At 63.1% G+C, this 19,950-nt stretch carries 20 protein-coding genes and 1 tRNA gene; 2 read left to right on the plus strand and 19 right to left on the minus strand.

Annotation, left to right across the window (positions count from 1 at the left end):
• Positions 1-161: 161 nt before the first annotated feature.
• The 11 genes from PQ467_RS12180 to pyrH all read right to left on the minus strand — a co-directional run bounded on the left by PQ467_RS12180 (position 162) and on the right by pyrH (position 9,943).
• Positions 162-238 (minus strand) — tRNA-His (locus PQ467_RS12180).
• A 192-nt stretch (positions 239-430) separates the two neighbouring features.
• Positions 431-664 carry a 50S ribosomal protein L31 gene (rpmE, locus tag PQ467_RS12185; RefSeq protein WP_168602635.1) on the minus strand — a complete coding sequence of 78 codons (234 nt, stop codon included), beginning with the start codon at positions 662-664 and terminating at the stop codon, positions 431-433.
• Positions 665-755: 91 nt separating this feature from the next.
• Positions 756-1,235 (minus strand): 3-hydroxyacyl-ACP dehydratase FabZ, encoded by a 480-nt coding sequence (fabZ, locus tag PQ467_RS12190; protein WP_274173665.1) that lies wholly within the window; start codon positions 1,233-1,235, stop codon positions 756-758.
• A gap of 20 nt (positions 1,236-1,255) precedes the next feature.
• Positions 1,256-1,942 (minus strand): OmpH family outer membrane protein, encoded by a 687-nt coding sequence (locus PQ467_RS12195; RefSeq protein WP_274173666.1) that lies wholly within the window; start codon positions 1,940-1,942, stop codon positions 1,256-1,258.
• Positions 1,942-4,707 (minus strand): outer membrane protein assembly factor BamA, encoded by a 2,766-nt coding sequence (bamA, locus tag PQ467_RS12200; RefSeq protein WP_274173667.1) that lies wholly within the window; start codon positions 4,705-4,707, stop codon positions 1,942-1,944. Before bamA ends, PQ467_RS12195 begins: the two co-directional genes overlap by 1 nt.
• Before the next feature lie 286 nt (positions 4,708-4,993).
• Positions 4,994-6,115: an RIP metalloprotease RseP gene (gene rseP, locus PQ467_RS12205; RefSeq protein WP_274173668.1), complete on the minus strand. Its 1,122-nt coding sequence runs from the start codon at positions 6,113-6,115 to the stop codon at positions 4,994-4,996.
• A 3-nt stretch (positions 6,116-6,118) separates the two neighbouring features.
• A complete protein-coding gene (locus PQ467_RS12210; protein WP_274173669.1) occupies positions 6,119-7,273 on the minus strand; it encodes a 1-deoxy-D-xylulose-5-phosphate reductoisomerase in 1,155 nt (384 codons plus the stop codon).
• Positions 7,274-7,957, minus strand: coding sequence for a phosphatidate cytidylyltransferase (locus tag PQ467_RS12215; protein WP_274173670.1), 684 nt, complete (start codon positions 7,955-7,957; stop codon positions 7,274-7,276).
• Complete coding sequence (gene uppS / locus PQ467_RS12220) at positions 7,944-8,588, minus strand: polyprenyl diphosphate synthase (protein WP_274176150.1); 645 nt, start codon at positions 8,586-8,588, stop codon at positions 7,944-7,946. Before uppS ends, PQ467_RS12215 begins: the two co-directional genes overlap by 14 nt.
• Positions 8,589-8,650: 62 nt before the next feature.
• Positions 8,651-9,214 (minus strand): ribosome recycling factor, encoded by a 564-nt coding sequence (gene frr, locus PQ467_RS12225; RefSeq protein ID WP_274173671.1) that lies wholly within the window; start codon positions 9,212-9,214, stop codon positions 8,651-8,653.
• A gap of 15 nt (positions 9,215-9,229) precedes the next feature.
• Positions 9,230-9,943 carry a UMP kinase gene (gene pyrH / locus PQ467_RS12230; RefSeq protein WP_274173672.1) on the minus strand — a complete coding sequence of 238 codons (714 nt, stop codon included), beginning with the start codon at positions 9,941-9,943 and terminating at the stop codon, positions 9,230-9,232.
• On the opposite strand from pyrH, the gene PQ467_RS12235 reads away from it, so the two are divergent.
• Positions 9,942-10,121, plus strand: a complete 180-nt coding sequence (locus tag PQ467_RS12235; RefSeq protein ID WP_274173673.1) for a hypothetical protein — start codon at positions 9,942-9,944, stop codon at positions 10,119-10,121. The genes pyrH and PQ467_RS12235 overlap by 2 nt on opposite strands.
• Here the strand turns inward: PQ467_RS12235 and tsf are convergent.
• Together tsf and rpsB are read right to left on the minus strand one after the other, a co-directional pair.
• Positions 10,114-11,040 (minus strand): translation elongation factor Ts, encoded by a 927-nt coding sequence (gene tsf, locus PQ467_RS12240; RefSeq protein ID WP_274173674.1) that lies wholly within the window; start codon positions 11,038-11,040, stop codon positions 10,114-10,116. The genes PQ467_RS12235 and tsf overlap by 8 nt on opposite strands.
• A 109-nt stretch (positions 11,041-11,149) precedes the next feature.
• Positions 11,150-11,905, minus strand: coding sequence for a 30S ribosomal protein S2 (gene rpsB, locus PQ467_RS12245; RefSeq protein WP_274173675.1), 756 nt, complete (start codon positions 11,903-11,905; stop codon positions 11,150-11,152).
• A 147-nt stretch (positions 11,906-12,052) separates the two neighbouring features.
• Here rpsB and PQ467_RS12250 point away from each other — a divergent pair, with 147 nt between their 5' ends.
• Positions 12,053-12,628, plus strand: a complete 576-nt coding sequence (locus PQ467_RS12250) for a hypothetical protein (RefSeq protein ID WP_274173676.1) — start codon at positions 12,053-12,055, stop codon at positions 12,626-12,628.
• Here PQ467_RS12250 and PQ467_RS12255 read toward each other — a convergent pair.
• From PQ467_RS12255 to PQ467_RS12280, 6 genes are all read right to left on the minus strand, one after another.
• Positions 12,573-13,388 carry a CDP-alcohol phosphatidyltransferase family protein gene (locus PQ467_RS12255; protein WP_274176151.1) on the minus strand — a complete coding sequence of 272 codons (816 nt, stop codon included), beginning with the start codon at positions 13,386-13,388 and terminating at the stop codon, positions 12,573-12,575. The two genes, PQ467_RS12250 and PQ467_RS12255, sit on opposite strands and share 56 nt — an antisense overlap.
• Before the next feature lie 11 nt (positions 13,389-13,399).
• Entirely contained in the window at positions 13,400-14,149 is a 750-nt protein-coding gene (locus PQ467_RS12260; RefSeq protein ID WP_274173677.1) for a phosphatidylserine decarboxylase, read from the minus strand.
• Positions 14,150-14,227: 78 nt separating this feature from the next.
• Positions 14,228-14,494: a hypothetical protein gene (locus PQ467_RS12265; RefSeq protein WP_274173678.1), complete on the minus strand. Its 267-nt coding sequence runs from the start codon at positions 14,492-14,494 to the stop codon at positions 14,228-14,230.
• Positions 14,495-14,516: 22 nt separating this feature from the next.
• Positions 14,517-15,767: a TolC family protein gene (locus tag PQ467_RS12270; RefSeq protein WP_274173679.1), complete on the minus strand. Its 1,251-nt coding sequence runs from the start codon at positions 15,765-15,767 to the stop codon at positions 14,517-14,519.
• Entirely contained in the window at positions 15,760-18,837 is a 3,078-nt protein-coding gene (locus tag PQ467_RS12275) for an efflux RND transporter permease subunit (protein ID WP_274173680.1), read from the minus strand. The genes PQ467_RS12270 and PQ467_RS12275 overlap by 8 nt, the downstream gene beginning before the upstream one ends.
• A gap of 3 nt (positions 18,838-18,840) precedes the next feature.
• Positions 18,841-19,938 (minus strand): efflux RND transporter periplasmic adaptor subunit, encoded by a 1,098-nt coding sequence (locus PQ467_RS12280; protein ID WP_274173681.1) that lies wholly within the window; start codon positions 19,936-19,938, stop codon positions 18,841-18,843.
• Between the last annotated feature and the right edge of the window lie 12 nt (positions 19,939-19,950).

Consider the following 19,950-nt stretch of genomic DNA (forward strand, 5'->3'; position numbering starts at 1 on the left):
CCGACCCTTTCGGCGCGCGTCCTTGCTTTGGCAGGCCGCATCGCGCGCGGCAAGGGGGCCATGGGGCCAGCACCATGGTTTTTACGCGTATGGAAAGTGCCGCAAAAATGCACAGGGCAATAAAAAAGCGGCCCATCGAGGCCGCTGCTGCATGGAAAAAATGGGGCGATTAAAGGGGTTCGAACCCTCGACCTCCGGTACCACAAACCGGCGCTCTAACCAACTGAGCTATAATCGCCACACAATTTTTGCGGGGTTTTTCAACCGCGCCGTCCCTGCCGGGAGCGGCCCTTTGCACCAGCTTGGCGGAGATGGAAAGAGTTATTTTCACTTTTCGCGAAAATTTTTTCCACACCGCCCATTTCGCTCATGCCAAAAGCAGAGCAGGCGCGCGACAGGCCGGTGCAGGCCCGCCGCGCCCCTAAAACGCTTACTTCTTGGTGAGCGAAAGCCCGCCAAAGCGCTTGTTGAACTGCGCCACGCGGCCGCCCTGATCCAGCAGACGGGCGTTGCCGCCGGTCCATGCCGGGTGCGAGGTCGGATCGATGTCGAGCGCCAGCGTGTCGCCTTCCTTGCCCCAGGTCGAGCGGGTCTGGAAGGTCGTGCCGTCGGTCATCTGCACGGTGATGAAGTGATAGTCGGGATGGATGTTAGCCTTGGCCATGGCATTCGCTTTCACAAAAAACGACCGGTTCCGACCGGCCTGAATGAGAAGCGGCGCGCATAGCCGCGCGCCGCCCCCTTGTCCAGTTGAATCAATCCTTGGGCGGGTCGGCAATCATCGCGGTAAAGTTGACCTCGCAGGTCACCTTGCCCTCGATTTCCGCCTTGCCCCAGAACTTGCAGACGCGCGCGCGCTTCTGGATAAAGCCGACCTTGAGATCAAGCAGCACGCCCGGCTCGACCGGAGCGCGGAACTTGGCATCCTCGATGCTCATGAAATAGACCAGCTTGTTGCTGCCGGCCAGTTCCAGCGTTTCAATGGCCAGAATGGCCGCCGCCTGCGCCAGCGCCTCGATCTGAAGCACGCCGGGCATGATCGGACGGCCGGGAAAATGGCCCTGAAAGAACGCCTCGTTGAACGAGACGGCCTTCACCGCATGAATGTCCTCGCCAATGTTCAGCGCGGCAACCCGGTCCACCAGAAGCAAGGGGTAACGATGAGGCAGCGCCGCCAGAACCTTGCGAATATCGTATGTCAGCGGCACCGCGGCTGCGGCAGTATCGTCGCTCATCCTATCCCCCTCGCCTTTTCTCAGCGGCCCTGGCCCGACGAAGCCTGCTGCTGCTGCTGAGCGGCGGCTTCGCGAGCTTCGCGCGGCTGCCAACCGGCGGGCGGCACGATCTGAACGGTGGGCAGCGCCGTGTTCAGTTCGGTCAGGATCTGCTGGTTGAGGTTATAGGCGTTGGTCGCGGCCAGAATCGCTTCGGGGTTGAGCAGTAGGGTAACGCCCGCCTTGCTCATCGCGGTCTGAACGGCGGTGGCGCGCTTGTCCATGATCTGTTCAAGCACATAGGCGTCGGACAGGCGAACCGGTTCGACGATCTTTTCGATCTCGGCCTTGCCCTGTTCCTGGATCTGCTGAACCTGCTGCTGGGCCGCGGCGGCCAGAGCGTTCACATTGGCGCCGGGCGCGGCGCGATCCTTCTGGAACTTGTCCACGATCGGCTTGATCTGGGCGTTGAGCGCGGCTTCCTTGGCCTTGGCGGCGTCAAGTTGCGCCTTGTAGGTCACTTCGCGATCCGCCTGCGCCTTCTTGAAGGCCAGCGAATTGGCGACGACCGCATCGAGGTTGGCAACCGCCACGCCGTTCACACCGGCCGAGGCGCCGGCCGCCGGAGCGGGGGCAGCAGCGGCGGGCTTTGCCGCCGGAGCGGCCAGAGCAGCCTGCGAAATACCAGCCAGCGCGGCCAGTGCGATAATCTTGGCAAAAGTTTTCATCAGAACTGGGTTCCCACGTTAAATTGGAAGGTCTTGGTATCGTCGCCCACTTCGTGCAGCAGCGACTTGGCAATATCGATGCGGAAAGGGCCAAAGGGCGAATTCCAGTTAAAGCCAACGCCGAGCGCGACACGCGGGCGCGGGCTGTCGCCGTAATAGAATTCCTTGAACGGGCTGATGTTGCTGCCCAGCGCAGTGACAGTCGCGCCCGAAATGGTGGCGGCCGGCACGACATCCTTGCTGCCCGTGAGGGTCGCGGTGGTGCCGTCAGGATTGGTCTGCAGATACAGCTTGTTGCCGCTCGAATCGCGCGAGGGGACGAAGATGGCGCAATTCACATTGCCCTGAACCGTACAGGAATCGGTCAGATTCGGCTTGGTGATGCCCCATACAGCGCCCACATCGAGGAAGACCGAGGGACGAATGCCCATTTCTTTGGCGCCCGAGCCCAGCGGAATTTCCACTTCGGCGTGGAACAGGTAATAATATTTGCCGCCCACCGCATCCTGCGTCCAAGCATTCTTGTCGGTCGAGAGCGTCAAGGCGCCGGTGCTGTCGGTGACATAGGGCTTGCGCACAACGCGCGGACCGATGCCGCGAATGTCGAAGCCGCGCATCTGCGGTTCGCCCAGATAGAAGCGGTCGGTCAGGAACACGTCATCGACGCCGTCGAGATTGCGTTTGCTCAAGGCCTTGATCGCGCCAGCCTCGCCCTTCATCGAGAAGATGAAGCCCTTGCCCAGCGGATAGAACTGCGAGGCATTGGCGCGGACGCGCGCATAACGGACATCGCCGCCAAGCCCTGCAAAATCAACACCCAGCGAGCCCGAACGGCCGCGCGTGGGGCGTACGCGATTGTCCAGATTGTCATAGATCAGCGAGGCGCCGACGATCGAGGACAGACGCTTGCCTTCCGCATCGCAAAGATAGCGGCCCGCCAGCAGCGGATTACACGCCAGCACACCAGCCGCATTCTGGGTATAGAACTGCGACTGGGCCAAGGAAACATTGTCGTAATTGAGCGTGTAGCGCCCGACCAGCGACATGAATTCGGTCACCGCAAAACCAAGACGCGCCTGGAAACCGGTCGTCGAGTTCTTGTAAAGCGAGTTCGAGCTGGTGCTGTAATAATTGTAGTTGTTATAATCGCGCCGATAGATGTCGATACCCATCGAGACGTTCTTATCCATCAGATAAGGCTCGGTGAACGACAGCACGAGGCTCTTGGAATAGCGCGAGACCGAGCCCGACAGGCCGATCGTCTGACCGCGCCCGCGGAAGTTGTTCTGGCGGATCGAGGCCTGGAAAATGAAGCTTTCAAGGCTGGAGTAACCGGCCGAAAGCTGGAGTTCGCCGGTCGGCTTTTCCTCGACGTTGGCTTCCAGAATGATGCGGTCGCGCGCCGAACCGTTGACCTGCTTGACCTCGAACTTTTCCTGGAAATAGCCAAGGCTCTTGATGCGGTTGGTCGAACGCTTCACCTGCACCGAGTTGAACGCGTCACCCTCGGCCAGACGGAATTCGCGGCGCACCACCTTGTCCTGCGTCAGCGTGTTGCCGTTCACATCGATCCGTTCGACATAAACGCGCGGCGCTTCCTGCAGGTTGAAGGTGACGCCCATTTCCAGATTCTTGGGGTCGCGCTGGTAATCGGGCCGCGTGTCGGCAAAGGCATAACCGAACACACCGACCGTCTCGTTCATCTTGTCGATCGTGTCTTCGACCAGCTTGGCATTGTACCACTGGCCCTTCTTCATCGGCAATTGCTTGGCCAATTGCGCGCCGTCGAAATCGCGAAGCTGGCTTTCCACCTTCACATCGCCGAATTTGTAACGCTGCCCTTCTTCGACCACATAGGTGATGATGAAGTCGCGCTTGTCCGGCGTCAGTTCGGCCACGGCCGAGACCACGCGGAAATCGGCATAGCCCTGCGTCAGATAGAACTGGCGCAGCTTCTGCTGGTCATAGGCCAGCTTGTCCGGGTCATAGGACGTGTTCGAGCGGAAAATATGCAGCGGGCGCGCGGTCTTGGTGATCATCGCGGCCTCAATTTCCTTGAGGCTGAAATGCTCGTTGCCGATCACGTTGATCTGGCGGACCTTGGACTTGGGCCCTTCGTTGATTTCAAAGACGATATCGACGCGGTTCTGATCCAGCCGCACCATCTTGGGCTCCACCGTCGCGGCGAAACGGCCCTGACGCTTGTAAAGCTCGATAATGCGCGACACGTCCGCGCGGACCTTGGACCGGGTAAAGATCTGGCGCGGGGCCAGCTTGATTTCCGGGTTGATCTTGTCTTCTTTGAGGTGCTTGTTGCCTTCAAGCACGATGCGGTTGATGACCGGATTTTCCTTGACCGTGATCACCACACGCCCGCCATCATTGCGCACCGACACGTCGGCAAACAATTCGGTGGCGTAAAGATCCTTGAGCGCCTGGTCGGCGGCGGCCTCGCTATAGGGCTGGCCCGCGCGCATCTGGATATAGGAAAGGACCGTATCGGGCTCGAGACGCTGCGCGCCTTCGACCGTCAGCGAAAGGATGGGCTCGGCCGCCACGGTGGCGGTGGCCACCGGCTGCGGGGTAATCACCGGCGTTGCCGCGGGCTTGGCCGCCGCCGCAGGCTTGGCCGCCGCCGCAGGCTTGGCCGCCGAGGCGGCCGCAGGCTTTTGCGCCGGACGCTCGGCCGCGAGCGCCATCTGCGGCACACCCGCCAAGATCGTTGTGCCCAGCAAGGCCATGCCGATCTGGCCCAGGCGCGTCATCTTATCCGTATTTGCCTGCCCGAAAGCCATATTCCGATCCATCTTCGACACGGTACTTCCCATCCTTAGCAACCGTCGGTCTCCCGATCGGTCAATGCGCCCCCTACAATCGGCCCCCGTTGGGCGGCCGGATGCAAGGTCCCCGTGTTTGCCTGCTTCATGGCGCCGGACGAACCGGCCGAAACAGCATCCCTTTTTGCGCGTCATGCGCCCTCTGCCCGATGCGGGCCCAGCTTTCAAGGCATCTTGCGCCATCCGGCGATGCGGGCCGGGCAAAACCGCCCCGTCAAAGGCCGAACAGATCCGCCGGCACCAGATCGTTGATCGTGACAAACACCATCAACGCCAGCACAAAGGCAATCCCGGTGCGAAAGGCCCATTCCTGGCTCTTTGCATCCAAGGGTTTGCGCCGCACCGCTTCGGCCACGTAAAATGCCAGATGTCCACCATCCAGCGCCGGGATTGGCAGCAGATTGATGAATGCCAAATTAATTGAAATGAAAGCCGCAAAAGACACGAACGGCAACCACCCCATTTGCAGGGTCTGGCCCGAATATTGCGCCATTTTGATCGGCCCGCTCATCTCGCGCACGCTGCGCTGGCCGGTGACGATCTGTTTCAGGCCGGTGGCGATCAGGCCCATCAGGTGGATCGACTGGTCGCCCGCGGTGACAAAGGATTCGACCACACCCATGCGGATATGGCTCACCTCGGTATCACCCAGCGGCCGCCCGACCCCCAGCCGCCCGATCCGCGCGCTGTTCCCCAACCCGTCCTTCATCATTTCGGAGGCCAGCGTAACCGGGATCGTCAGACGTTGGCCCGAACGCTCGATCTGCAACCGCACGGTCTCGCCCGGAAAGGGTTTGACCGCATCAGGGATCTGCTCAAAGCCCGAAATCGCCTTGCCATCGATGGCCACGATCCGGTCGCCCAGTTGCACGCCCGCCGCCTGCGCCGCCGAATTCTCGCTGAACCGCCCAACCACAGCCGGCACCGTCAGGCGCCCATAGGCCATGTTGAAGGCGGCAAAGATCAGCACCGCGACGATCAGGTTGGTCGCAGGCCCCGCCAGCACGATCAGGAACCGCTGCCACAGGGGCTTGAAATGGAACCAGCCCTCGCGCTCCTTGATATCGAGCGGGATCTTGTCCACCCCCGCCGAGGCCGGATTCATGTCGCCCGCAAACTGGACATAGCCGCCTAAAGGCAGCATCGAGAGCTTCCAGCGCGTGCCCCGCCGATCGGTCCAGCCCGCAATTTCCCGGCCAAAGCCGATGGAAAAGGCCACCACCCTCACCCCGCACCAGCGGCCCACCAGATAGTGGCCCAGCTCATGCACCAGCACCAGCGGCCCCAGCAGCAAGGCAAAGGCAAGGATCGTCATCAAAATCGTCGGCGGCGCCATGGTTCAGACCAACTCCAGCAAGGCGGCGGCGCGGCGGCGGGCCTGCGCATCCACCTCATGCACCTCGTCAATAGCAGCCGGAGGGGGCGGCGCATAGGCACCCAGCACATCCTCGACCATCGCGGGAATGCGGGTAAAGCCGATCCGCCCGTTGAGGAAGGCATCGACCGCCACCTCATTGGCCGCATTCAGCACCGCCGGAATGCCGCCGCCAGCGTGAGCCGCCTGTCGCGCCAGTTTCGTGGCGGGGAAACGCACCTCATCGGGCGCGCGGAAAGTCAATTCGCCAATCGCGGCCAGATCGAGCTTGTCTGAAAGCGGCGTCTCCATCCGTTCCGGCCAGGCCAGGCACGAGGCAATCGGCACCCGCATATCGCTGGGGCCAAGCTGGGCCAGCGTCGAGCCATCATGATATTCGACCATCGAATGGATGATCGATTGGGGATGCACGATGATGCGCAACCGGTCGAGGCCCACAGGAAACAGATGATAGGCCTCGATAAATTCGAGACCCTTGTTCATCATGCTGGCCGAATCGACGCTGATCTTGGCGCCCATGCTCCAGTTGGGATGCTTGATCGCCTGCGCCGGGGTGGCGCTCTGCAATTGCTCAAGGCTCCAGTCGCGGAACGGGCCGCCGCTGGCCGTCAACGTGATCCAGCGGACGTGATCGACCTTATTGCCCGACAGGCACTGAAAGATCGCATTATGCTCGGAATCGACCGGCAGCAGCGTGGTGCCATGCCGCGCCACCGCCGCGATCATCAATTCGCCCGCCGAAACCAGCGCTTCCTTGTTGGCCAGCGCCACAGTGCGGCCCTGCTCGATGGCGGCCATCGTCGGAGCCAACCCCGCGCAACCGACAATCGAGGCCATCACGATATCAGCCGGACGCCGCGCCGCATCGACCAGAGCATCCGGCCCCGCCATCGCCTCGATATTGGTCCCGGCCAAAGCCTCACGCAATGCAGGCAGCGCGGCGGCATCGGCGCAAACCGCCACCTCGGCCTCAAACTCACGCGCCAGCGCCGCCAGCGCCTGCGCATTGCCATTGGCCGTCAGCGCGACAACCCGCCAATCCCCACGATTGCGGCGGATCAGATCCAGCGTGGAGGCGCCAATCGAACCTGTGGCGCCCAAAACGGAAATTGATCGCACTTAGAATCTTCCTATTGCGCCGAATATTCCGGCAACGAACAGCACCGCGAGCAAACCGTCAACCCTGTCGAACAGACCGCCATGGCCCGGAATGAGATGACCGGAGTCTTTAACCCCCGCGCGGCGCTTCATCCAGCTTTCAAAAAAGTCGCCGGTCTGGGCGATGATGGCGATGAGGGGCCCGAACGTAAAAGCGATTTCGATCGTAGCGCCATCGGTGGCCAAGCGAGGCAAGCCCGCCAGAGCAAGGCTCGCGCCCAACATACCTCCGACCAGTCCGCTCCAGGTTTTACTTGGGCTAATGCTGGGCGCGATCTTAGGCCCGCCAAAAGTGCGACCGCAAAAATAAGCTCCAATATCTGTTGCAACCACCGAAAGGATCACGGCTACAACGGGGAGCCCGCGCAACACAATGAGCATCTCGGCTGCCAGCCCGACATAAACCACGCCCGCCACCAGCCAGATCAGCCGCGCCCACCAACTTGCCGCAATCGCACGCGAAAGCTTGCTCCACTCCCACAAGACGCCCGTGGCGACCAGCAGTACGAAGACCATCCACGGCAAGCCGCCCAGCCACAGCGCCCCGCCCGCCACCGCCACCATCACGATGGCCGAAAGCGTGCGCGCCTTGAGATCGGAATTCTTTTTGGGTGCCGCAGACCCCTCGCCTTCAGCGGCCGCCAAAACGGCGCTCCCGCTGGCCAAAGGCGCCGAGCGCATGGGCCAGATGCTCGGGTGTGAAATCGGGCCACAGCACGTCGGTGAACCACATTTCGGCATAGGCCGCCTGCCACAACAGGAAGTTCGACAGGCGCACCTCACCGCTGGTGCGCACCACCAGATCGAGCGGGGGCAGGCAGGCGGTGTCAAGTTCGGCCTCGATGGCCTCGGCGGTGATCTCGCCCTTGGCCGCAGCGGCGGCAGCGGCGCGGGCGATCTCCTGCTGGCTGCCGTAATTGAGCGCTATGGCCAGCGTCAGCTCGCAATTGCCCGCCGTACGCGCCATCGCGCCTTCGAGCAAATCGACAATATCGGCCGACAAGGCCTTGTAATCACCGATGATTTTTAACCGCACGCCATTGGCGGCAATCTCATCGATGTCGCTGATGATAAACCGCTTGAGCAGGCCCATCAGGTCCGACACTTCCTGTTCCGGGCGGCGCCAGTTTTCCGACGAGAACGCATAAAGCGTCACCGCCTCCAGCCCCATGCCGCGCACCCCGCGGATCAGGCGGCGCACCGCCTCAACCCCGCGTTGATGCCCCAGCACGCGGGGCAAATGGCGCTTCTTGGCCCAGCGGCCATTTCCATCCATGATGATGGCCACATGGCGGACCCCGTGTTCGGGCCCGCCAGAAGCAGGAAGCAGCGCAGCGGTCACTTGCCCAGGATTTCCTTTTCCTTGGCCGCGGCGGCTTCATCGGCGCCCTTGATCGCCTCGTCGGTCAGCTTCTGCACCTCGGTTTCAAAGCGCTTGCGCTCGTCTTCCGAGATCAGCTTCTTGTTCTCGTCGGCCTTGAGCGCTTCCATGCCGTCGCGGCGGACATTGCGGATCGCGATGCGCGCGCCTTCGGCATATTTGCTGGCCAGCTTCGCCAGTTCCCTGCGGCGTTCCTCGGTCAGGTCGGGGATCGGCAGACGGATCGTGTTGCCGTCGGTGATCGGGTTCAGGCCCAGACCCGCCGAACGGATCGCTTTCTCCACCGGGGTCACGCTCGAACGGTCCCACACCGTCACGGTCAGCATGCGCGATTCGGGCGCGGCCACCGTGGCGCAGGCGTTGAGCGGCATGTGACTGCCATAGATCTCAACCGTAATCGGATCGAGCAGCGCGGTATTGGCGCGCCCCGTGCGCAGACCCGACAGATCGCCCTTCAGCGATTCCACCGCGCCCTTCATCCGGCGCTCAAGATCAGCCTTGTCATATTTGGGAGCAGCCATTGGTATTCTCCTGAATTACTGCACAATCGTCTGAACGCCCTGTCCCGCCAGCACACGGGCCAGATTGCCGCGTTCGCGAATGGAAAAGACGACGATCGGAATCTTGTTGTCACGGCACAGCGCGACCGCGCTGGCATCCATTACCTTGAGGTTGTCGGCCAGAACAGTGTCATAGTCGATCGTGTCATAACGCTTTGCTTCCGGGTCGCGCTTGGGATCAGCGTTGTAAACGCCATCGACGCTGGTGCCCTTGAGCAGCGCGTCGCAGCGCATTTCCGCCGCGCGCAGAGCCGCGCCCGAATCCGTGGTGAAATAAGGCGCGCCAACGCCCGCCGCAAAGATCACGACCCGGCCCTTTTCCAGATGGCGCTCGGCGCGGCGGCGGATCACCGGCTCGCACACCTTGTCCATCTCGATCGCCGATTGCACGCGGGTCGGCACGCCCAGTTGCTCCAGCGCATTCTGCATCGCCAGCGCGTTCATCACCGTGGCCAGCATGCCCATATAGTCGGCCTGCGCGCGGTCCATGCCCTTGGCGGCGCCCGCCATGCCGCGGAAGATATTGCCCCCGCCGATCACCAGACAGATTTCCAGACCGCTTTCCTTGGCCGCCTTCACCTCGGCCGCCATCTCGGCCACAAATTCCGGGTCGATGCCGAAAGGCTGGCTTCCCATCAACACTTCGCCCGAAAGTTTCAGCAAAACGCGCTTGTATTGGGGTTGAGCCATGGTCTCGATCTATCCTTATGCTTCGCAAGCGCCCTTATACCGTGGCGTTGCCCATGCCAAGGGCGCGCAAAAACTAATGCACACGGGTATGAAGAAATCCTGGTCCGGGGCCAAACAAAAAGGCCCGCCGTTTCCGGCGAGCCTCGTTGTTTTCCTTGGCGGAAAGAAACTTACTTGATGCCAGCAGCAGCAGCCACTTCGGCGGCAAAGTCGGTTTCTTCCTTCTCGATGCCCTCGCCCAGCTGGAAGCGGACATAGTCCACCAGCTTGATCGTGGCGCCGGCTTCCTTGGCCGCGGCGGCGACAACGTCGGACACCGGGGTCTTGCCGTCCATCACGAACAACTGCGACAGAAGGGCGTTTTCCTTGGCATACTTGGCCACGGCGCCGTCGATCATCTTGGCCTGAACGGCTTCGGGCTTGCCCGATTCCGCGGCCTTTTCAGCAGCGATCTTGCGTTCACGCTCGATCAGGTCGGCGTCGAGATCTTCAGCCGACAGGGCCAGCGGGAAAGCGGCGGCAATATGCATGCCGATCTGCTTGCCCAGCGGTTCCAGAACGTCAGCCGAAGCATTGCCTTCCAGAGCGACCAGCACGCCGATCTTGCCCAGGTTGGGGGCGGCAGCGTTGTGCATGTAGGCAACGACCACGCCTTCGGACACCGAAACGGCCTTGATGCGGCGGATCTGCTGGTTTTCACCGATGGTGGCAACGTTGTTGGTCAGCTTTTCGCCAACCGTGCCGCCGTCGGGATAGGCCGCGCCCTTGAGCGCTTCAACGTCAGTCAGGTCGCCGTTCAGAGCGACTTCGGTGGTCTTGCGCACGAAGTCCTGGAACTGGTCGTTCTTGGCGACGAAGTCGGTTTCCGAGTTCACTTCGACCGCGATGCCCTTGGTGCCGGCAATCGCCAGACCCACCAGACCTTCGGCAGCCGTACGGCTCGACTTCTTGGCAGCGGCAGCCAGACCCTTGGCGCGCAGCGCGTCAACGGCCGCTTCCATGTCGCCATTGGCTTCCTTGAGCGCCTTCTGGCAATCCATCATGCCAGCGCCAGTGCGTTCGCGCAGGTTCTTCACGTCGGCGGCAGTAAAGGCCATGTCCGATAGTCCTTAGACAAGAGTTTTATACAGTTGCGCCGGGCCACATGGACCCGGCGCGTTCCAATTTTGTGACGGCGCCCATTTCAGGGTCCGTTCCAAAGGCTTATCAGCCTTCGAGCACTTCTTCGGCAACCGGCTCGGCCATCGCGCCGATATCCGCGCCCGAAGCGGCCACAGCAGCGCGGTTGCCCTTGGTGGCAGCAGCGGCAACGGCGTCGCAATACAGGCGGATGGCGCGCGAGGCGTCATCGTTGGCGGGGATCGGGAAAGCAATGCCTTCGGGCGAAACGTTCGAGTCGAGGATCGCAACGACCGGGATACCGAGCACGTTGGCTTCCTTGATCGCCAGCTCTTCCTTGTTGGCGTCGATCACGAACATCACGTCGGGGATGCCGCCCATGTCGCGGATACCGCCCAGCGACAGTTCGAGCTTGTCGCGCTCACGAGTCAGCTGCAGAACTTCCTTCTTCGTCAGACCGCCCGTGGCGCTCGACAGGCGTTCTTCCAGCGTCTTGAGGCGCTTGATCGACTGCGAAATCGTCTTCCAGTTGGTGAGCATGCCGCCCAGCCAGCGGTGGTTGACGAAGTGCTGACCAGCAGCGCGAGCAGCTTCAGCGATGGGCTCCTGTGCCTGACGCTTGGTGCCGACGAACAGAACCTTGCCACCGGCCTGAACGGTCGCCGAGATGAACTCCAGAGCGCGGCTGAACAGCGGCACGGTCTGCGACAGGTCGAGGATGTGGATGCCGTTGCGCGCGCCGAAGATGTACGGCTTCATGCGCGGGTTCCAACGGTGGGTCTGGTGGCCGAAGTGGGCACCGGCTTCAATAAGCTGCTGAATCGTAACGACGGGAGCCGCCATAAATATAGTCCTTCCGGTTGTTCCTCTGAGACGCTGGAACCGTGCGGCCAAGGCCCGATGGCCCGAATTTCCGCTGCGGCACCGGTGAAGATGCGTCCCATGTGGGTTGGCCCAGACCTGAAAAAATCCGCATGATTGCGAATCCCCGTGGCGCTGGGTGAGGCGCCCTTAGCGCCGGTTGCAGAAATAATCCAGCGCCATTTTGGAGGATGGCCCGCGCAATCCCGGCAGGAATTGCACGGTTCAACGCAAAAAGCGCTTGACGGACCAGAACAGGTGTGGAACAAAGTGCAAACAGAACGGAACAAGGGGACATCCAGAAGGGAACCGTTCAAACTCCTACTGGTTATCCACATGTTGTACGCAGGGCGCCGCGTCACCGGAATCGACGATCCCGCCCGATGGACAAAGGACTATACCGCGATGCTCACTCTTGCAATCAATGGTATGACCGGCCTGATAGCCGCCCTGGTTATCGCCTCGCTGCTTCACAGCGCCCGGGCCTTCCTTCCCGCATGGCGTCAGCTCAGCGCCGAAGTAAAGCGGCTGGAAAAAGGCAGCGTCCTGAAGGTCACCTTGCGCGAACCCGGTGCGGTCGATTGGGAGCGTTTGTCCGCACCGCTGTCGCCTTTGGCAACGCAGGGCGAGCGCCCCGCCCCAGTCGTCCTTACTCCCCAGCCTCGACGCGCGCTTCCTGCGGCCTTGCGCCCTGCGGCCGCCTGATCCGCATATACATCACCAAGCCTACCGGGATCAGCGCCAGATAGAGGACGCAAATCCCTACCAGCGTAAACCAAGGTTCGCTCAACAACGCGGCAAACACGAGGCCGAACAGGGCAATCAGTTCAAGGCGAACGGAACGGCGCGGACGCAGCGATTTCCAGCTGAGTGTGGGAATCGCAGAAATCAGCAGGAAAGCGTTGAAAGCCAACCATGCGCCGACGATGCGCGGATCGCGAAAGATCGCATCACCCGACGCTTCGCCGCCGCTGGCAATCCACAGATAGATCGGCAGAAATGCCAGACCTGCCCCGACAGGCGCAGGAACGCCGGTGAGAAAACCGGCCTGCTTGCGCGGCTCGTCGGGCAAGTCGATCCGGGCATTAAAGCGGGCAAGGCGCAGGGCCATGCAGATCGCAAAGGCCAGCGCCGCAAACCAGCCAAGGCGCGGCACATCCTTGAGCGACCACAAGAACACGATCAAGGCAGGCGCCACGCCAAAGGAAATGGCATCGGCCAAGCTGTCGAGTTCGGCGCCAAAGCGCGATTGTGCCTTGAGCAGGCGGGCAATGCGCCCATCGATACCGTCAAGCACGCCAGCCAGAATCACCGCGAGAACCGACTTTTCCCACTCGCCCTGAATTGCAAAACGGATGCCGGTCAATCCGCAGCACAGCGCCGCAGAGGTAATCGCATTGGGCGCCATCGCCCGCAGCGTCAATCCACCCGGCAACCGCCTTTGCCGTTCCGCGTCCTCGCCCATCGGCTCATCGCTCACTGGCTCACGCCCTCGATCAGGCCGACCTCGCCGATTTCGGCGAGAATGGTTTCGCCCGCCACCGTGCGCTGGCCCAACAGAACCTTGGGCTCGGTGCCTTCGGGCAGATAGACGTCGACGCGGCTGCCAAAACGAATCAGGCCCACGCGCTGACCCGCGCCGATGATATCGCCGGGCTTGACGAAGGGCACGATGCGGCGCGCCACAAGGCCTGCGATCTGAGTAAAGCCGATCATCGCGCCATTGCCGCGATCAATCAGGATGTGCTGACGCTCGTTCTCCTCGCTGGCCTTATCAAGGTCGGCGTTGAGGAACTTGCCGGGAATGTAGATCACCCGCGAAACCGTGCCGTTGATGGGCGCGCGGTTGATGTGAACATCAAACACGCTCATGAAAATCGAGACACGGGTCACCAGTGCATCGGGCAGACCGGGCGTTCCGGTGCCATCCTCCATCACCAGCTCACGCGGCGGCGCCACCTTCTGGATCAGTGTAATGAGCCCGTCGGCAGGCGCCATGACATAGCGATCGCCGCGCGGCGTCACGCGCAAGGGATCGCGGAAAAATGCGCAGATCCCATAGGTTAAAATGCCGAGCGGCCATGCCAGCAGGCTCCATCCCACAAGCGCCGCCATGAGGCAGGCAAGGGCGGAAACCGCGGCAAATTTGCGCGCTTCGGGGTGTACGGCGGGCCAGTGCCATCCGGCAGTGCCACGCCCCTGGTTGTCAAGAATTTCTCCGGGCATAGCCTGTGTCTCTAGGCGCAGGAAGGCGGCGCTGCAAGCATCGCGTCGCGCCTACCCCCAGATGACTGCGCAGCAGCCTTATTCGCCCACCGGTTCCTCGACCACTTCGACGATTTCGAACACATAGCTTTTCCAGCCGCGCATGCGCGCACCATCGCCCGCCGCCGCCTTCAACCGCGTGGCATCGCCCAGTGAGCGCGTATGCCCCCAGAACACCTCGGTCTTGCCATTGGCCAATTCGGCCACGATGCGCCAGTAATGGGTGAAACGGTCGGTGGTCGGACCGATCCGCTTGACATAGCCATAGGGCATGGTCGCGGTCAGATATCGCTTTTTCTTGGCCATACCTGTGCGCCTAACACATCAATCAATCCTCATCATCGCCAATCCACAGATGGTGGCTGTCGATGCGCAGACGGGTGATGGCGGCATGGGCGTCGGCGCGCGCGATGCTTTCGGCCCGCGCAGCGTCTTGGGTCTGGCGCTCGGCCAGCAGCAGTTCGGACAGATCGAGTGCGCCCGCCTGAAACCCGCGCCGAACCTTGACCAGCGCGGCATCCTGCGCCCGGCGACTGGCATCGGCGCGTTCCCATGCGTGGAGCGCGGCCTGAGCGCCCGCCAGATCGGAATCGGCGGTTTCCTGCAAAGTGCGGCGCACAGCCTGAAGTTCGGCCCCGGCCGCAGCGGCATTGGCCCCGGCCTGATCGGCCAAGGCGCTGCGCCGTCCGTTGCCGATGGGCATGATGAGGATCAGCCCTGCCCCGCGCTCGATCCCGCCCTTGTCGGAAAACACACGAAAGCCTACCTGCGGATCGGGGATGCGGTCCGCCCGCGCGCGCTCGGCGCTGGCTTCGGCCATATTGGCGGTGGCCTCGGCGGCCGCGATTTCGTGGCTGCGCGCAAAGACCAGATCGCGCAGATGCGTCAGACCCCCGTCCGGTTCATGCGGCATGGGGATCGCCTCGGGATGTTCGGGCAAGGTCATGGCGGGAAATTGCGCCTGCAACCGGCTGCGCGCCACCTTTTCGCGCCCGCTCGAACGCTCTGCGGCCAGACGCGCTGCTTCCAGCGCCGCCACCGTCTGATCGGCCTCCAGCACCGAGGCGTCGCGCAATTCCACTCGCCGCTTCACCGCCGAGAGCAGCGTCTGGTAATTGGCCACGCTCTGACGGTCCACCTCGGCCTCGCCCGCGGCGGCCAGCCACGCCCACCAGTAATCGGCCAGCATCAGCGCGGTCTGATGGCGCGTGTCCTCGGCGCGGTTTTTCTGCGCGGTCAGGCCATATTGGCCGATCTCACGATCCAGCCGCACCTTGCCCGGCCAGCGCACGCCCTTGGTCAACTGCGCCTCAAACTCGTCAAAGACACTTTCCTGAACAATGGAGCGGCGGTTGTACGAGGTCTGCAACTGATAATCATAAGGCCCGCGCTCCAGCACGCGCACTTCGGCCTCGGCGGCGCGGGTGCGGGCGTTGGCGGCCTCAACGCCGGGATGACTGGCCAGCGCCTGCGCCACGGCGGCCGGATCGGGCAGGCCCGGTTCAGGCCCCACCTGACTGGGCGTGGCAAACGCGGGCAAAGGCATCAGGCAAAGGGCAAGAGAAAGAAACTTACGCATCGGCTTTCTCCGCGCGGTTTTCGCCAAACCGTTCATACAGGATCGGCAAGAGCACCAGCGTGAGCAGAGTGGAGGTGATCAGCCCGCCGATCACCACAATGGCCAGCGGCTTTTGAATTTCCGAGCCCGGCCCGGTGGCGAACAGCAGGGGCACCAGGCCAAAGGCGGCAATCGTGGCCGTCATCATCACCGGGCGCAGGCGGCGCTTGGCCCCCACCCGCACGGCCTGCGCCAGATCCATGCCGCCATCGCGCAATTGGCGGAAATAGCTGACCATCACCAGGCCGTTGAGCACGGCAATGCCCAGCAGCGCGATAAAGCCGACCGAGGCGGGCACCGAAAGATACTCGCCCGAGGCCGCCAGCGAGACCATGCCGCCCACCAGCGCAAAGGGAATGTTGACCAGAATGAGCAACGAGGCCCGCACCGAAGACAGCGTGGCGTAAAGCACCACAAAGATCATCAGCAAGGCAATCGGCAGCACCACCGCCAGACGGGCCGAGGCGCGCTGCTGGTTTTCAAACTGGCCGCCCCAGACGATGCGATAGCCCTGCGGCAATTTCACATTGGCGCCAATATCGGCCTTGGCCTGCTGGACATAGCCCACCAGATCGCGCCCGCCGACAAAAGCCTGCACCATGGCGAAGCGCGAGCCGTTTTCATGCTCGACCTTGACCGGGCCTTCGGTGCGCTCAACCTTGGCCACGTCGCTGGCGCGCACCAGTTGGCCGGTGGGGCTGCGATAGAGACGGTCGGCGAAACCGGCGGGATTGGCCGCCTCGCCCTCGCCCCGGATCAGGATGGGCACGCGGCGCAACCCTTCGGCCACCACGCCCGAGCGCACGCCTTCCAATTCGGAGCGCATCGCGTCCTGAAGCGTGTCGATGGGCATGCCCACGCGGCCCGCCGCCGTGCGGTCGATGTCGATTTGCAGGTAATCCACCTTGTCGTTGGCCATGGTCAGGGCCTCGCTGGTGCCGGGGATAGCGCGCAGGCGGCGCTGGACCTCTTCGGCCAGACGGCCGAGTTCAGCGCTGTCGGGACCAAAGATCTTGATCGCCAGATCGCCGCGCGCACCCGTCAGCATTTCGGAAATGCGCATCTCGATGGGCTGGGTAAAGCTGGTCTGGACGCCGGGCAGATTGGCCACCGCCTTGCGGATTTCATTGACCAGCCACTCCTTGTCGCCCACACGCCATTCACTGCGGGGTTTCAGGATGATGAAACTGTCCGTCTCGTTCAGCCCCATCGGATCAAGGCCCAATTCGTCCGAGCCTGTGCGCGAGATGACATTGGTCACTTCGGGCACCTTGCTCATGATCGCCTTTTGCGCGGCATGGTCGATTTCCATACTGTGCGGCAGCGAGATCGAGGGCAGTTTGGTAAGCTGAACGATCGCCGAGCCTTCGTCCATCGTCGGCAAGAAGGTCTTGCCGGTAAATTGATAGGCCACCACCGCCAGCACCAGCGACAGGCCTGCGGCCGCAAAGACCGGCATTCGATGCGCAAAGGCCCAGTCGAGCAGCCGCCCGTAACGCGGCCCCAATTGCCGCATCAGCCAGGGTTCATGATGCGAATCCCCCGCCTTAAGCCCAAAGAACGACAGCACCGGCACCAGCGTCAGCGCCAGCACCAGAGCCGAGAGCAGCGCCAGCACGATGGTCAGCGCGACGGGGGCGAACAGCTTGCCTTCCAACCCTTCGAGCGTAAGCAGCGGCAGAAATACCAGTGCGATAATGGCAAGGCCGCTGGCGACGGGCGTCGCCACCTCGGCGGCGGCAACGAACACATTGTGCAGCCGCCCCGCCCCGGCATGGCGCGGATCGCTCATCCGCTCGACCACATTTTCGACCACCACGACCGCGCCATCGACCAGCATGCCCACCGCAATCGCCAGCCCGCCAAGGCTCATCAGATTGGCCGTAAGCCCTACGGCGCGCATGGCGATAAAGGTGAGCAGCACCGCCATCGGCAGCGCCAGCGCAACAATCACCGAGGCCCGCACATCGCCAAGGAACAGCAGCAGCAGCACGACCACCAGCAAGGTCGCCTCGATCAACGCCTCCTCAACCGTCCCCACGGCGCGCTCGATCAGATCTGAGCGGTCGTAAAACACCGCGATTTTCATGCCCTTGGGCAGGCTGGGCTTCAATTCCTCGATCCGGACCTTGACGCCATCGACGATCTTGGCCGCATCCACGCCGCGCAGACCGATGACAATGCCCTCGACCGCCTCGCCGCGCGCGCCCTGGCTGACCGCGCCATAGCGGGTGAGCGCGCCGATCCGCACCTTGGCAACATCGCCCACGCGCACAACCCGGCCGGTCGAGCTTTTCACCACCACCGCCGACAGATCAGCCACATTGCGGATAGCGCCCGAGGAGCGCACGATCAGCGCCTCCTCGCCCGCCACAAGGCGGCCCGCGCCATCATTGCGGTTCGAGGTGCTGATGGCATCCGAGAGATCCGTCACCGTCAGACCCGCCGCCGCCAGCGCCTGATTATCCGGCACCACCTCATAGCTTTCCGCCAGACCGCCCAGCGTGTTCACATCGGCAACCCCCGGCACCGTGCGCAGCGCAGGTCGGATTACCCAGTCCAGCACCCGGCGCTTTTCGGCCAGATCCTGCGGACCTTCGATGGTGAACATGAACATGTCGGTCAAAGGCGTGGCAATCGGGGCCAGACCGCCGCTGACCGTGGAGGGCAGATTGCCCATCACCCCCGTCAGGCGCTCATTCACCTGATTGCGCGCCCAGTAAATATCGGTGCTGTCGTCGAAATTGATCGTAACGTCGGCAATCGCATATTTGGCCACAGAGCGCAGCACGGTCTGATGCGGAATGCCCAGCATTTCCATCTCGATGGGGGCCACCACGCGGCTCTCCACCTCTTCGGGCGTCATGCCGGGGGCCTTGAGGATCACCTTGACCTGGGTTGAGGAGATATCGGGAAAGGCGTCAATCGGCAGGTTGAGAAAGGACCAGATGCCCCATCCCGCCAGCGCCAGCGCCAAGGCCAGCACCGCCATGCGCGCGGCCAGCGCGCGTTCGACCAGTTTGCGCAACATGGATCAGGCCCCTGCGAAAATGGCTTTGAGTTCGGCCACGCCCTTGGTGACCACCTGCGCGCCCGGCGCGATGCCGCCGCCGATCACCATGCGCCCGCCGCTCTCGCCCGCGACACTCACCGTCTGACGGCGAAAATTCTTGCCCTCGCGGACAAAGACCACGTCCTTGCCATCCAGATTGGCCACCGCCGTGCGCGCCACGCTGACGCCCTTGGCGCTATCCTTTGCTGCCTCGATGGTCGCGGTCACGCCCTTGCCCGGGATCAGGCCCGCGTCCCCGGCCACGCTGGCCCGCGCCACCAGCGAGCGGGTGACAGGATCAAGCGAGGCGCCAACGGAAAGCAATTTGCCCTCCGCACGCCGCCCGTCCTGCTCCACCGCCACCGGCATGCCGGGGCGCAATTGGCCCGCCAGCCTTTGCGGCAATTGCAGATCAAGCCGCAGCGCCGCGATATTTTCCACCACAAAGGGCGCGCCATCGGTGCTGACCGCGCCGCCGGTTTCCACGCTGACACTGGCCACGCGGCCCGCGATGGGCGAGCGCAAGGTCACCGTGCCATCGCGCGATGCCCCGCCCAGCGCCAGCAGACGCCGGTTTTCCGCCAAGGTCGCCTGAACAGCGCGCAGGTTCGCCACCGCTTCCTCGGCGCGCGAGGCGGCGATGACGCCTTCCTTCGCCAATTGGCTCAGACGAGCGGCATTGGCCTGCGCCACCGGCAATTCGGCCTGCGAACGCGCCATCGCCCCGCTGAACTGCACCGATTCGGCCGCCTTGACCACGCCCAGCACCGCGCCGCGCTCGACCTGCTGACCGGGAATAACCAGAACCTTGACCGCCGTGCCGCCAAAGGGCGACGTGACCGCCACCCGCGCCTCGGGCGGCAGCGATACCGTGCCCGGCACGCTGGCGAGCGGGATCGGCGCATCGCCCTGCGCGGCCTCGACCGTTATGCCCAATTCCTTGACCTGCGCATCGCTCAGCGCGACCAGATCGCCCTTGGGACTGGGCGCTTCGGGCGCGGCCTCCTCGGTGGCACGCGAACAGGCGGAGAGCAGGGCGAGAGCGGCACCAGCGGCCAACAGGGAGTTTTTGCGCATCATGAACGCCGCCAT

Origin of the sequence: Novosphingobium sp. KACC 22771, assembly GCF_028736195.1 — a bacterium.
In the GTDB taxonomy this organism is placed as follows: domain Bacteria; phylum Pseudomonadota; class Alphaproteobacteria; order Sphingomonadales; family Sphingomonadaceae; genus Novosphingobium.